Consider the following 13,460-nt stretch of genomic DNA (forward strand, 5'->3'; position numbering starts at 1 on the left):
CCGCCGGGGCAACCTGCGGGGCGGATGGGTCATACGTCGGCATGGGCCGGTCGGGGTGGTGTCTGTCGCGCGTTTGGTGGGCCAAGAGCCCGCCCGGCCCGCATGCGTGCGGGCCGGGCAGTTGTTCAGCGGTCAGCCGCCCTTCTGGTCGTAGGCGGTGCCCCAGCCCCAGGCGCCAGTGCCGAAGCCGCGCGCCACGACGCGTTCGCGGTAGATCGCCGAGACGACATCGCCGTCACCGGCAAGCAGCGCCTTGGTCGAACACATCTCGGCGCAGATGGGCAGTTTGCCCTCGGCGATCCGGTTGCGGCCGTACTTGGAGAACTCGGCGGTGGAGTTGTTCTCCTCGGGGCCGCCGGCGCAGAAGGTGCATTTGTCCATCTTCCCGCGGGACCCGAAATTGCCCGCCTGCGGATATTGCGGCGCGCCGAAGGGGCACGCGTAGAAGCAATAGCCGCAGCCGATGCAGAGGTCCTTGGAGTGGAGCACCACGCCTTCCTCGTTCTGGTAGAAGCAATCCACCGGGCAGACGGCCATGCAGGGCGCGTCCGAACAGTGCATGCAGGCCACCGAGATCGAGCGTTCACCCGGTTTGCCGTCCTGGATCGTGACCACCCTGCGGCGGTTGATCCCCCACGGCACCTCGTGCTCGTTCTTGCAGGCCGTGACGCAGGCGTTGCATTCGATGCAGCGCTCGGCGTCGCAGAGAAATTTCGCTCTAGCCATTCTCTATTTCCTCCTTACGCAGGCATGATCTTGCAGAGAGTCGCCTTGGTCTCCTGCATCTGGGTGACACTGTCATACCCGTAGGTCTGGGCAGTGTTGGTGGATTCCCCGAGCACATAGGGGTCGGCGCCGTCGGGGTATTTCGACCGCAGGTCGTTGCCCTGGAAGTGGCCGCCGAAGTGGAAGGGCATGAAGGCCACGCCTTCGCCCACCCGTTCGGTCACCATCGCCATGACTTTGACCTTGCCGCCCTCGGGGCCTTCGACCCAGACCTGTGCACCGTCCCGCACGCCGATATTGTTGGCGTCACGCGGGTGGATTTCGATGAACATGTCCTGCTGAAGCTCGGCGAGCCAGGGGTTGGAGCGCGTTTCGTCGCCCCCGCCCTCGTACTCGACCAGCCGGCCCGAGGTCAGGATGATGGGATAATCCTTGGAAAAGTCCTGCTTCTGGATCGAGGCGTACATCGTCGGCAGACGATAGAACTTGCGATCCTCGTAGGTCGGATAATCCTCCACCAGATCCCGGCGGTTGGTGTAGAGCGGCTCGCGGTGGACAGGGACCGGGTCGGGGAAGGTCCAGACCACGGTACGGGCCTTGGCGTTGCCGAAGGGGGCGCAGCCATGCTTGATGGCCACCCGCTGGATGCCGCCGGACAGGTCGGTCTTCCAGTTGAGCGAGGCCGTCTTGTCGTTGAAGTCCGACGGGAACGGGGACATCGACTGTTCGCCGACTTCCTCGTCACTGCCCTGCGTGCCGTCACCGGAGGTGATGCCCTGGGCCGAGTCGCTGTCGCCGTCGTCGCTTTGACCGACGGAGCCATCGAGCTCGAGACCGACGATGCCTGCCATGATGCGGCGCTCGTCATCGGTCAGGTCACTGTCCCATCCGAGGTCGATCAGCATCTGCATCGTGAATTCAGGGTAGCCGTCCTGAATTTCCGATCCGGGCGTCGCGACCCCTTCAGCCAGCAGGTTGTCGCCTTCGTGTTCCACCCCGAAACGGGCGCGGAACGTCAGGCCGCCTTCGGCCACCGGTTTCGACATGTCGTAGAGGTTGGGGGTGCCGGGGTGTTTCATCTCGGCGGTGCCCCAGGACGGCCAGGGAAGGCCGTAATAGTCGCCATCGGCGGGGCCGCCGATCGCCTTGAGGGTGGTCTTGTCGAAGGTGTGCTGATTCTCCATGTGGAGTTTCAGCCGTTCCGGGCTTTGGCCGGTATAGCCGATCGTCCACATGCCGCGGTTGATTTCGCGGAGCGTGTCCTCGACATTGGGCGTCACGCCGTCGTCTTCGAGCGCGATGTTGCGGAACATGCGGTCATGGAAGCCGAACTTCTTGGCGAAGAGGCCGATGATCTCGTGATCCGGTTTCGACTCGAAGAGCGGGTCGACGACCTTTTCGCGCCACTGGAACGAGCGGTTCGATGCGGTGACCGAGCCGTAGGTCTCGAACTGGGTGGCCGCCGGCAGCAGGTAGACGCCATCGGTGCGGTCGTGCAGCACGGCGGAGACGGTGGGATACGGGTCGACCACGACCAGCATGTCCAGCTTCTCCATCGCCTTCTTCATCTCGACCATGCGGGTCTGAGAGTTGGGCGCGTGGCCCCAGAGCACCATCGCCCGGACGTTGTTGGGCTGGTCGATGTTCTCGGCGTCTTCAAGGATGCCGTCGATCCAGCGAGACACGGGGATGCCGGTCTCGTTCATCAGGCTCTTGTCCTTGCCGTCGGCGCCTTTCACCGTGGCGAACTGGCCGCTGAGCCAGTCGAAGTCTTCCTCCCAGACGCGGGCCCAGTGCTGCCACGAGCCCTTGGAGAGGCCGTAATAGCCCGGCAGGGTGTGCGAGAGCACGCCCAGGTCGGTGGCGCCCTGCACGTTGTCGTGGCCGCGGAAGATGTTGGTGCCGCCACCCGAGGTGCCCATGTTCCCCAGCGCAAGCTGGAGGATGCAGTAGGCGCGGGTGTTGTTGTTGCCGTTGGTGTGCTGCGTGCCGCCCATGCACCAGATCACGGTGCCGGGGCGATTGTTGGCCATGGTCCGGGCCACGCGGCGGAGCTGTTCGCCGGGCGTGCCGGTGACGCGTTCGACCTCTTCCGGGGTCCACTTGGCAACCTCTTCGCGGATCTGGTCCATGCCCCAGACACGGGTGCGGATGAACTCCTTGTCCTCCCAGCCGTTCTCGAAGATGTGCCAGAGGATGCCCCAGATCAGCGCCACGTCGGAGCCGGGCCGGAAGCGGACATATTCATCGGCATGGGCCGCGGTGCGCGTGAAGCGCGGGTCGCAGACGATGAGCGGCGCGTTGTTCTGCTCTTTCGCGCGCAGAACGTGGAGGAGGGACACGGGGTGTGCCTCTGCCGGGTTGCCGCCGATGATGAAGATGGCCTTGGAGTTGTGGATGTCGTTGTAGGAGTTGGTCATGGCGCCGTAGCCCCATGTGTTCGCAACCCCCGCCACCGTGGTGGAGTGACAGATCCGGGCCTGGTGGTCGACGTTGTTGGTGCCCCAGTAGCCCGCGAACTTGCGGAAGAGATAGGCCTGTTCGTTGCTGTGCTTGGCGGAGCCGAGCCAGTAGACGCTGTCGGGGCCGCTTTCCTCGCGGATCGACATCATGCCATCGCCGATCTCGTTGATCGCCTCTTCCCACGAGATGCGCTTCCACTCGCCGCCCTCTTTCTTCATCGGGTACTTGAGGCGGCGTTCGCCGTGGGCGTGTTCCCGCACCGAGGCACCCTTGGCGCAGTGGGCGCCGAGGTTGAACGGGCTGTCCCAGCCGGGTTCCTGGCCCGTCCAGACGCCATCCTGCACTTCGGCGATGACGGTGCAGCCCACGGAACAGTGGGTGCAGACGGATTTCTTGAGATCGACCGCGCCGGTGGCGGTGGATGCGGCGTTGGCCTTCTGCACGGTTCCACCCGTGGCAGCGACGGCGGCGAGGCCGCCGATGGCCAGACCCGAGCCGCGCAGGAACGCGCGGCGGTCAACCGAGGTTTGCGCCACCTCGGACAGGATCGAAGTCCGCTGGGGGCGTCGCGCAACCCCGTTGGTCTTTTTCCTAAGCATGTTTCTCTCTCCCTTGCTCGCCCGGGCATCCCCGCCCTGACTTGCTTGGCACTTACGGTGACTTCGGGCAGTCGGGCGTCACGCAACCAGTCGCCTTCGGTCGGTTAAGCAGGTCCGCGGAATGCGGGCCGGCGGTTGGCTTAGAACTTCGCCGAGGCGAAGTAGGCGCGGGTATGCGCGGTGTCCTGCATCTTGTCGGATGACAGGTCGGGCTCGGCCGCTTCCGCGTCCGATGCGCCGGTGGCAACAGCGACCGCCGCGATGGGCGCCGTGGTGCCGGCCAGCTTGAGGAAATCTCGGCGCGATGCGCCGTCTTCCTTCTTCATGAGAGCCTCCTCTCTTTGGTGGGTGGGCGGCGGGGCCGCCCGTGTCTGCCCGGGCCAGAGCCCGGACGGTGGATCGTTCAGGTGCCGCTCATCCGGAAGCCTTCGGACTCGATCTCCATGAAGAGACGGCCGACGGTGCCGACGGGGGCGTAGAAGACGGAGTTCTTCGCCGCCTCGAGGTCGGAGAAGAAATGCCCGGCCCAGGGGGCGATCTGGCGGTTGAAGAAGTCGCGCTGGGCCGGAAGGGGGGCGGGGGCGCCGAAGCGGCCGACGATCAGGGCGGCCATCATCTCCATCAGGCTGGCAATGTTGTCTTCGGGCTCGAACACGTTGTCGGCGCGGGCGAGGCCGAGGCGGGACATGTCCTGCCGCAGGGTGGCCAGCGGTTTCTCGTTCAGGAAGCCGGTGAGGTAGTAGGACGCGTAGGGCAGAAGCTCGCCCCGGCCGAGGCCGATGAAGAGCTTGTTGAACTCGCTTTCCAGGGTTTTCGGCTTGGTGACCTTGGCCATGCGCGCCAGCGTGGTGATGGCCTGGCCGAGCTCGCCCTCGTCGCCGGAGAGGCCGGCGGTCTGCGACAGCAGCATCTCGTCGGGCGGGCCCGAGAGGAGGACGCCGAGAAAGTTGTAGAGGTCGGCGCGGAGGCGGTCTTCCTCGGCGATCTGGGGCGTGGCGGGGGTGGCTGTCATACGGTTCCTTCCTCGGTCTCGAACCGGAAGCGCATGCGCCGCGTGTTGGCGGGGGCGGTTTCGGGTTCGGCGTCGTCGGTGTCGGCGAAGGTGTAGCTGTAGGGGGCGTCGGGCTCTTGCTCGGGCTCGACGGTGTCTTGCGGGGCGTCTTCGGGGCTGTCCTCGGAGGCCTCGGCCACGAGGGGCTCTTCTTCCGGTTCCGGTTCAGGGTCGGCGAACTTGTCGAACATGCCTTTGCCGACCTGGTAGACCGTCTGCATGTTCTCGATGACGCGGGTGGCGTCGGTGTAATCCTCGCCGTAATCGACCAGCCCGTCGAGATTGGCCAGAACCGGGTTGAGCCGCCAGAGGCGGCGCAGGGCGCGGGTTTTCAGGCGCTGGGGCAGGGCGGTTTTCAGGAAGGCCTGCACCTCTTCGGCGGTGGTCAGGCTTTCGGGTTCGGGCATGCCGGCCTCGGCCAGAAGCTCTTCATCCGGGCGCTCGGCCAGGGCCTGTTCGTGGGCTTGGCGTTCGGCGTCTTCGCGGGCGGCGGCCTCGGCGCGTTCCTCGGCGGCGACGGCGGCTTTGCGGCGGGTCCAGAAACCTGTGCTCATTGCATGCGCCTCCGCTTGAGGGCGGGGGAGGCGTAGACGTCGCCCGGCTTGCCGATGCGCGGGTCGCCGATGCCGTCCTGCACCTCGTCGATGCGTTTGCGGTCGCGTTTGCGTTTCACGAAGACCTCTTCCTGGTGATGTTCCTCGACGAAATCGCGGACCCAGGCGACGAGGCCGTGAGGCATGGGGATCTTGCCGACCAACTCGTCGCCGCTGTCGGTGTAATCCTGCGCCTCGTAGGGGGAGGCGGTGATGAGGAGGACTTCGTAGGGCACCGGGCCGTCGGTTTCGGCATCGCGCATGACGACGTAGACGCTGGGCACCTCGGCGGAGAGGCCGTGGAGATAGGCCTCGGTCTCGGCGCCGTGGAGTTCGAGGGTCGGGGTGGCGGCGTGATATTCGACGGCCTCGCCCTCGCGCCGGAGCTCGCGCCAGTCGGCGGGGCCTGCGCCGGGCAGGACGGCAACGGCCGACCAGTGCCACTTGGCCCAACGGGTGACACCGGGCGTGCGGCGCATGACCACCCCCACCGGCATCTTTCGATAGGCGTTCGGATTGTAGATCACGTCGTCCTCCCTGTGCTCAGGATGGCCGAGGGGGGCTTTGTGGCGAAAGGGCTTTTTGGGTGCGACAGCGTGCAAACCGCCCGATCAAGTCATTTTGACCAGCTTGGCGGGGGCGGGTGTGGCCAAGTCGTCTTTTTGTCCAAACTGAGTTTTTTGGTCGGGAAATGAGGATTGTGCCGAAAGCCGCCGGAGGGGTGCGAATCACCCGGTATGCGGCGCGGGATGTGGTGATTCGCGATGCCTGAAACCGGTTGTGAGACCCCTCGAATCATGTGTAGCTAGCCGGTGCGACCACGCTTGGGCGGCTGCGGGAGACGCCGGTGAACGCAGGGAGGACACGATGGCCAAGTCATTGATAACATGTGATTGTGAAGGCAGTCAGAGCATCGACGCCGAGGCCCTTTCGGAGGCCACGGGCCTGACGGTCAAGACCCCCTGCACGGCGCTCTGCACCCGGCAGCTGGACCGCGCGGCGGAGGCGCTGGCGGAGGGGGACACGATTTTCTGCTGCACCCAGGAGGCGCGGGTTTTCGAGGCGCTGGCCGAGGAGGTGGGGGTGGAGGCGCCCCCGGTTCTGGACCTGCGCGACCGGGCCGGATGGAGCGATGATGCCGGGTCGAATGTGCCCAAAATGTCCGCCCTGATCGCCGAGGCGCAATTGCCCGCGGCGGGCGAGAAGACGATGGACGTGATCTCGGAAGGGCTGTGCCTGATCGTGGGGGCGCCGGAGGTGGCGTTGCCGGCGGCGGAGCAGTTGCAGGAGCATCTGGGGGTGACGGTTCTGTTGCCGGATGGGGCGGAGGTGCCGGATACGCGGGCTTTTGATGTCGTGACCGGGCGGCTGCGGCAGGCCAAGGGCGCGCTGGGGCAGTTCGAGGTGGTGATCGACGCGCTGCGGATGGTCGAGCCGGGCGGGCGCGGGGGCTTTGAGTTGAGCGCGCCGAAGGATGGCGGGCGGTCGGAGTGTGATATCCTGCTCGATCTGCGGGGCGATGTGCCGCTGTTCCCGGCGCATGAGAAGCGCGAGGGGTACTTGCGGGCCGATCCGGGGCATGGGCCGTCGGTGGCGGCGGCGGTGATGGCGGCCTCGCATATGGTGGGCACGTTCGAGAAGGTGCTGCATGTGAAGATGGAGCCGCTCTTGTGCGCCCATTCGCGGGCGGAGCAGACGGGGTGCACGCGGTGCCTGGACCTGTGCCCGACGGGGGCGATTTTGCCCGCCGGTGAGCATGTGACGGTGGACCCGATGGTGTGCGCCGGGTGCGGGGCGTGTTCGGCGGTCTGCCCGTCGGGGGCGATCTCCTATGATGCGCCGCCGGTGGATATGGTGATGCGGCGGGTGCAGGTGTTGGCGAAGGCTTACCTGGAGGCCGGTGGCAAGGCGCCTAGATTGCTGGTGCATGACGAGCATGGGGCGGAGATGATCCGGTTGTGTGCAAGGCATGGACGGGGGCTGCCGGTGGATGTTGTGCCGCTGGAACTGCCGAAGGTGGGGGCGTTCGGCCATGCCGAGATGGTGGCGGCTTTGGCCGCCGGGTTTGCGTCGGTTCGGCTGTTGGTTGGACAGGGCGCGGATATGGATGCGATCGGGGCGCAGGTGGAGCTGGCAAGGGCGATTGGCGGGGATTCCGTTTCGGTGATCGAGACGCCGGACCCCGAGATTATGGCCGAACAGCTGTATGATGAGGAGAAACCCGGCACGGTGGCGACGCCGGTGCGGCCCATGGGCACGCGGCGGCAGATCACGCGGCAGGCGGCGAAGGCGTTGCATCCCGAGACGGAGGTTCTGGCGCTGCCGGAGGGGGCGCCGTATGGGGCCGTGGTGGTGGATGACGACAGTTGCACGCTGTGCCTGTCCTGTGTGTCGCTCTGCCCGTCGGGGGCGCTGGGGGACAATCCGGACCGGCCGGAGTTGCGGTTCCAGGAGGATGCGTGTCTGCAATGCGGGCTGTGTGCGAATGTCTGTCCGGAGGATGCGATTACCTATGAGCCGCGGCTCGATCTGACCGATGCGGCGCTGGGGCAGCGGGTGCTGAAGGAAGAGGAGCCGTTTGCGTGCATCGAGTGCGGGGCGCTGTTTGGCGTGAAGAGCACGGTGGAGCGGATCACGGCGAAGCTGGAAGGGCATTCGATGTTCGGCGGCGACAAGCTGCGGATGATCCAGATGTGCGACGATTGCCGGGTGAACGCGCAGTTTCATAGCGAGGACAACCCCTTTGCCGCGGGCGAGCGCCCGAAGGTGCGCACGACGGAGGATTACCTGTCAAAGCGGCGGGATCACTGATGCTGCAGGGGGGCGCCCAGGTCTGCGGCGGCCATGCCGGCGACGTAGGAGAGCACCGCTTCGACCTCGTCGAGGGTCATGTGGACCGGCACGATGGGGCTGGGGCGGGTTTCGTCGAAGGGCGGTGTGACCTCGGCGATCTGGGTGAAGCTGGGGTGCGGGTTGAGGACGTAGAAGGCGGCGAAGCGCTGTTCCCAGTCGGGCAGGCTGCGCAGGACGGAGAAGCTGGGCGTGGAGCCGATGCCGCTCATCCTGTTGCTGTCTTCGACGACGTGGCAGCGGGTGCACTTGGCCTGCGAGACGCGGAGGCCGAGCTGCGGGTCGCCGGAAAGCTCGACGGCGGCGGTTTCGCGTTTGGCGGGTTCGGCCTTGGAGAAGAGCGGATCGCCCTCGGGCGCGTAGGCCAGCACGGTGTTGCGCCCGATGTCGCCCGTCAGCCAGTCGGCCAGCGTTGCGGTGCCGTCGTGGTCGGGGGATTTGACCTGCATGGCCCAGGTTTGGCCGGGACCGTCGAAGAGCGGCTGGCCGTCTGTGCCGAGGGTCATGTCGGCCTCGTCGGGCGTGCCGACCAGTTCCACGCGGACCCGGTGCTTGAGGGTGAAGCGGGGCAGGATGTAGTCGAAAAGACCTGTCTCGATCAGGGCCTCGGGGGCGTGGAGGCGGACCAGCCTGTCCTCCGCCGCTGCCTTGAAGGGAGCCAGCGAAAGAGCCAGTATCACCAGAAGCCATCGCATGACCACAAGCCTACGGGGCGGGGCGTGCGGGCGTCAACGTTCAATGGAGAAAAGCGATGAGCGACGATTTCAACATGTCGATGCGGAAGTTCCTGAAGCAGGTCGGCGTGACCTCGCAGCAGGCGATCGAGGAGGCGATGCGGGATGCCGATACCGCCGGGAAGACCTATGCGATCAAGGCGGTCGTGACGATCGAGGAGCTGGACCTGACGCATGAGGTCACCGGCGAAATCAAGGGTCAGGAGTAACCCCTTGGCAACACGGGAAGAGGTTCTGGAGCTTCTGAAGGGCGTCGAGGCGCCGCGCGGCGGCGATATCGTGTCGGCGGGCGTGGTGCGCGCGCTGACGGTGGGCGACGAGGGCGCGGTGCGCTTCGTGATGGAGGTGCCGCCGAAGGAGGCGGAGGCCTGGGAGGCCGTGCGGCAGAAGGCCGAGGCGGCGCTTAAGGGCGCGGGCGTGGCGGAGGTGGCGATTGCGCTGACCGGCCATGTGGAGAAGGCGCCGCCGGATTTGAAGCCGTCGAAGCCCGCGCAGACGGGGCCGGAGCGGATACCGGGGGTCGAGCACATCATCGCCATCGCCTCGGGTAAGGGCGGGGTCGGCAAGTCGACCGTTTCGGCGAATATCGCCTGTGCGCTGGCGCAGCAGGGCAAGCGGGTTGGTTTGCTCGATGCGGATGTCTATGGCCCGTCGCAGCCGCGGATGATGGGGGTTTCGGGGCGGCCGGCGTCGCCTGACGGGAAGACCATCCTGCCGCTGAGGAACCACGGCGTGACGCTGATGTCGATTGGCCTGATGACCAACGAGGATCAGGCGGTTGTGTGGCGGGGGCCGATGCTGATGGGCGCGTTGCAGCAGATGATGATGCAGGTGCAGTGGGGAGCGTTGGACGTGCTGATCGTCGATCTGCCGCCGGGCACGGGCGACGTGCAGATGACCCTGTCGCAGAAGGCGGTGGTGGATGGCGCGGTGATCGTCTCGACCCCGCAGGACGTGGCGCTGCTGGATGCGCGGAAGGGGATCGACATGTTCAAGCAGCTGAAGGTGCCGATTTTGGGCATGGTCGAGAACATGTCGACGCATATCTGTTCGGAATGCGGGCATGAGGAGCATGTGTTCGGGCATGGCGGCGTGGCGAAGGAAGCGTCGGCGCTGGGTGTGCCTTTGCTCGCCGAGGTGCCGCTCGATCTGCAGATCCGGCTGGCCTCGGACGGGGGCGCGCCGATCGTGGTGACGCAGCCCGACAGCGCGCAGGCGCAGGCGTTTCATGCGGTGGCCAAGGCGCTGGTGGAGGCGGGCGCGGCATGAGCGCGGCGCTCGATACGCTGGTCTTTCCGCCGGCGATGGCGGGCGAGGCCGTGTCGGGCGACCCGGCGGAGGCGGCGGTGCTGCGGGCCATTCAGGGCGTCGATGCGGGGCTGGTCGTCTACCGCGTGGCGGCCGACCGTGTGGGGGCCGCGCTGGTGTTTGCGCCGGAGGTGCCCTTGGCCAAGGCGATGGTGATGCTGCCGCTGTGCCAGGTGGGGTTTCAGAACGCGCTGGGCGCGCTGGCGCCGCCGGAGGTGGCGGTGCACCTGGAATGGTCCGGGGGCGTGCGGGTGAACGGCGCGGGTTGCGGGCGGTTTCGGGCGTTTGCCTCGGGTGACGATGCGGAGGCGGTTCCCGACTGGCTGGTGATCGGGTGGGAGATGCCGCTTTGGCCGCCGAACGAGGAGACCGGGGAGACGCCGGATCAGACCGCGCTTTATGTCGAGGGCTGTGCCGATGTGGACCCGGGGCAATTGGTCGAGGCGTGGGCAAGGCATACGCTCAACTGGATTGCCCGGTGGGAAGACGAGGGCGCCGGGCCGTTACATGGCGAATGGCGGGGTCTGGCGCATGGTGTGGGCGAGGATGTGGATGTTGACGGGGTCAGCGGCACGTTCCTTGGCCTCGACGAGAGCTTCGGCATGCTGGTGAGGCATGGCGAGGAGACGACGCTTATCCCGCTCACCCGGAATTTGGAGGAGAGCCCATGAAACTGGCCCGTGCGATACATTTCGACGAGAGCGACATGAACGTCTTTGCCAAGCCCGCGCGGACCGGGGAATGGTGCGTGCCGGGCGGCTTCGAGTTTTCCGACTGGAGCGAGGGCGATCTGGTGGGCAAGCCGCGGCAGGCCTTTGCCAATGGCTGGCTGGGGCTGGAGACCTTCGGGCGGGTCACGTTCGTGGCCGTGACGCAGGTGGAGGACGCCGAGCTGGATGCGCTGGAGCGGGCGCTGGCGGATCATTTCGTGGTTTACTATGGCGCGCCGTCGGCCGAGGCCGCGCTTCCGGTGGCAAGGGAGGAGATCCGGCACATGGCGGAGCTGTGCGACGAGCATGACCCGAACACGTTGCTGACCGTGGCACGGGAGCTGACCGATGCCGGGGTCAGGGAGGTGTTCCGGGTGATCGAGCCGCAGGATGCGGGGCTGGAGCAGTTTGCGATTCACGGATCGCTGGACGAGTGAAGGCGCTGGGCGTCTTCCGTTCGATCCGGGTACGCCTGCTTTTCCTTGCGCTGGCGCCGCTGGTGGTGCTGATGCCGATGCTGCTGTTCCTGGGGATGACCCGGTGGACGGCGGATTACGACAAGGTTTTGATTGCGAACGTGGAATCCGATTTGCGGATTGCCGAGCAATACCTTGCGCGGATCATGGAGACGACGGGCGACGAGCTGACGGGCGTGGCGGAATCGGTGCAGTTTGCCGAGATACTGGCGGTGGATGGGGCGGCGCAGGACAGGTTCCTGGCCGAGAAGCGGGCCGAGCTGGGGCTGGATTTTCTTTACATTCTGCCGGAGGGGGAGGCCGGGCCCACTGCCGAGCGCTGGCCCGTGGTGCGGGCGGCGATGGCGGGGGAGCCTGCGACGGAGATCGATATCTTCAACGCCGCGGAGCTGGCGGCGTTTGACGGGGATCTGGCCGAGCAGGCGCGGATCGACCTTATTCCGACGCGGGCCGCCGTGCCGACCGACCGGGTGGTCGAAGAGCGGGGGATGGTGGTGCATTCGGCCGCGCCGATCCGGCGGGACGGGCATGGGGGTGTTCTGGTCGGGGGGATCCTTCTGAACCGGAACTTGCAGTTCATCGATACGATCAATGCGCTGGTTTACCTGAACGCCGTCACCGGGGGCGAGCGGCAGGGGACGGCGACGCTGTTCCTCGACGATGTGCGGGTATCGACGAATGTGCGCCTGTTCGAGGATGTGCGGGCGCTGGGCACGAGGGTGTCGGCGGTGGTGCGGGAGGCGGTGCTGGACGAGGGGCGGACCTGGCTGAACCGGGCCTTCGTGGTGAATGACTGGTATATTTCCGGCTACCTGCCGCTGCGCGACAGTTTCGGGGAGGCGGTGGGGATGTTGTATGTGGGTTTCCTCGAGGCGCCGTTCACGGCGGCCAAGCGGGAAGCGGTGATGGTGATCTTTGCGGCCTTTGCCGGGGTTCTGTTGATGTCGGTGCCGTTGTTCCTGTGGATGGCGAAGGGGATCTTTGCGCCGCTGGAGAAGATGAACCAGACGATGCGGCGCGTGGGCGAGGGGGATCTGAACGCAAGGAACGGGGTGACCGGGTCGAAGGACGAGATCGGGCAGGTGGCGGGGCATCTGGATGACCTGCTGGACGAGTTGCAGGACAGGGACGCGAAGCTGCGGGCCTGGGCCGATGAGCTGGAGCAGAGGGTCGAGGAGCGGACGGCGGAGCTTCGGGATGCGAATGCCAAGCTGGAGGATACCTGGCAGCAGCTGGTGATGAGCGAGAAGCTGGCCTCGATCGGGGAGATTACCGCAGGCGTCGCGCATGAGATCAACAACCCGGTGGCGGTGATCCAGGGCAATCTCGACGTGATGCGGGAGAGTTTGGGTGACGAGGCGGCCTCGGTCGAGGTGGAGCTGGACCTGATCGACCGGCAGGTGGCGCGGATCAATTCGATCGTCGGCAAGCTGTTGCAGTTCGCCCGGCCGCACGAGTTTTCCGGGGCGGAGGAGGCGGTGGATTTGCGGCCGCTGGTGAAGGATTGCCTGGTGCTGGTGGAGCATGTGCTGTCGAAGGCGGAGATTGCGGTCGAGAGCGACTTGCAGGATGTGCCGGTGGTCAGGATCGAGGCGGGGGAGATGCAGCAGGTTGTGGTGAACCTGCTGGTCAATGCCTCGCAGGCGATGAAGGCGGCGGGGACGATCCGGCTTTTGTTGCGGGCGGAGGTGCGTGACGGGGTCGAGGGGGCGTTGCTGTCGGTGCGCGATACCGGGCCGGGGGTGCCGGATGACCTGATCGACAAGATGTTCGACCCGTTCTTCACGACGAAACAGGCGGAGGGGACGGGGCTTGGCCTGTCGATTTCGCAGACGCTGATTCAGCGGGCCGGGGGGCGGATCACCTATCGGAACCTTGACGAGGGCGGCGCGGAGTTCTGTGTCTGGCTGCCCTCGGCGGAGGCGCGGAACGGATAACGGCGGGGCTTTT

13 protein-coding genes are annotated in these 13,460 nt (G+C 66.4%); 6 read left to right on the plus strand and 7 right to left on the minus strand.

Annotated features, from left to right (window positions below):
- Nucleotides 1-132: 132 nt before the first annotated feature.
- From fdh3B to RIdsm_RS03710, 6 genes are all read right to left on the minus strand, one after another.
- Nucleotides 133-726 (minus strand): formate dehydrogenase FDH3 subunit beta, encoded by a 594-nt coding sequence (gene fdh3B, locus RIdsm_RS03685; protein ID WP_057818894.1) that lies wholly within the window; start codon nt 724-726, stop codon nt 133-135.
- 14 nt (nt 727-740) lie between these two features.
- Nucleotides 741-3,788: a formate dehydrogenase subunit alpha gene (locus RIdsm_RS03690; RefSeq protein ID WP_057818896.1), complete on the minus strand. Its 3,048-nt coding sequence runs from the start codon at nt 3,786-3,788 to the stop codon at nt 741-743.
- 140 nt (nt 3,789-3,928) lie between these two features.
- A complete protein-coding gene (locus tag RIdsm_RS03695; RefSeq protein ID WP_057818898.1) occupies nt 3,929-4,114 on the minus strand; it encodes a hypothetical protein in 186 nt (61 codons plus the stop codon).
- A 77-nt stretch (nt 4,115-4,191) separates the two neighbouring features.
- Nucleotides 4,192-4,800, minus strand: coding sequence for a TorD/DmsD family molecular chaperone (locus RIdsm_RS03700; protein ID WP_057818900.1), 609 nt, complete (start codon nt 4,798-4,800; stop codon nt 4,192-4,194).
- A complete protein-coding gene (locus RIdsm_RS03705; RefSeq protein WP_074940480.1) occupies nt 4,797-5,393 on the minus strand; it encodes a DUF3306 domain-containing protein in 597 nt (198 codons plus the stop codon). Before RIdsm_RS03705 ends, RIdsm_RS03700 begins: the two co-directional genes overlap by 4 nt.
- The gene (locus RIdsm_RS03710) at nt 5,390-5,929 is read right to left on the minus strand and encodes a DUF3305 domain-containing protein (RefSeq protein WP_057818995.1); all 540 of its coding nucleotides are present in this window, start codon (nt 5,927-5,929) and stop codon (nt 5,390-5,392) included. The genes RIdsm_RS03705 and RIdsm_RS03710 overlap by 4 nt, the downstream gene beginning before the upstream one ends.
- A 370-nt stretch (nt 5,930-6,299) precedes the next feature.
- Between RIdsm_RS03710 and RIdsm_RS03715 the strand changes: the two genes are divergently transcribed.
- Entirely contained in the window at nt 6,300-8,243 is a 1,944-nt protein-coding gene (locus RIdsm_RS03715; RefSeq protein WP_057818902.1) for a 4Fe-4S binding protein, read from the plus strand.
- Here the strand turns inward: RIdsm_RS03715 and RIdsm_RS03720 are convergent.
- Complete coding sequence (locus RIdsm_RS03720; protein ID WP_057818904.1) at nt 8,237-8,977, minus strand: hypothetical protein; 741 nt, start codon at nt 8,975-8,977, stop codon at nt 8,237-8,239. The genes RIdsm_RS03715 and RIdsm_RS03720 overlap by 7 nt on opposite strands.
- A gap of 56 nt (nt 8,978-9,033) precedes the next feature.
- Between RIdsm_RS03720 and RIdsm_RS03725 the strand changes: the two genes are divergently transcribed.
- The 5 genes from RIdsm_RS03725 (at nt 9,034) to RIdsm_RS03745 (ending at nt 13,447) form a co-directional block, all read left to right on the plus strand.
- Complete coding sequence (locus tag RIdsm_RS03725) at nt 9,034-9,225, plus strand: DUF6494 family protein (protein WP_057818906.1); 192 nt, start codon at nt 9,034-9,036, stop codon at nt 9,223-9,225.
- Nucleotides 9,191-10,285, plus strand: coding sequence for an Mrp/NBP35 family ATP-binding protein (locus RIdsm_RS03730; RefSeq protein ID WP_057818908.1), 1,095 nt, complete (start codon nt 9,191-9,193; stop codon nt 10,283-10,285). Before RIdsm_RS03725 ends, RIdsm_RS03730 begins: the two co-directional genes overlap by 35 nt.
- A complete protein-coding gene (locus tag RIdsm_RS03735) occupies nt 10,282-10,995 on the plus strand; it encodes a biotin/lipoate--protein ligase family protein (protein ID WP_057818910.1) in 714 nt (237 codons plus the stop codon). Before RIdsm_RS03730 ends, RIdsm_RS03735 begins: the two co-directional genes overlap by 4 nt.
- Nucleotides 10,992-11,471, plus strand: a complete 480-nt coding sequence (locus RIdsm_RS03740) for a DUF6505 family protein (RefSeq protein WP_057818912.1) — start codon at nt 10,992-10,994, stop codon at nt 11,469-11,471. Before RIdsm_RS03735 ends, RIdsm_RS03740 begins: the two co-directional genes overlap by 4 nt.
- Nucleotides 11,472-11,542: 71 nt before the next feature.
- The gene (locus RIdsm_RS03745; RefSeq protein ID WP_057818997.1) at nt 11,543-13,447 is read left to right on the plus strand and encodes a sensor histidine kinase; all 1,905 of its coding nucleotides are present in this window, start codon (nt 11,543-11,545) and stop codon (nt 13,445-13,447) included.
- The last annotated feature ends 13 nt before the right edge of the window (nt 13,448-13,460 follow it).

Source organism: Roseovarius indicus, from assembly GCF_008728195.1.
In the GTDB taxonomy this organism is placed as follows: domain Bacteria; phylum Pseudomonadota; class Alphaproteobacteria; order Rhodobacterales; family Rhodobacteraceae; genus Roseovarius; species Roseovarius indicus.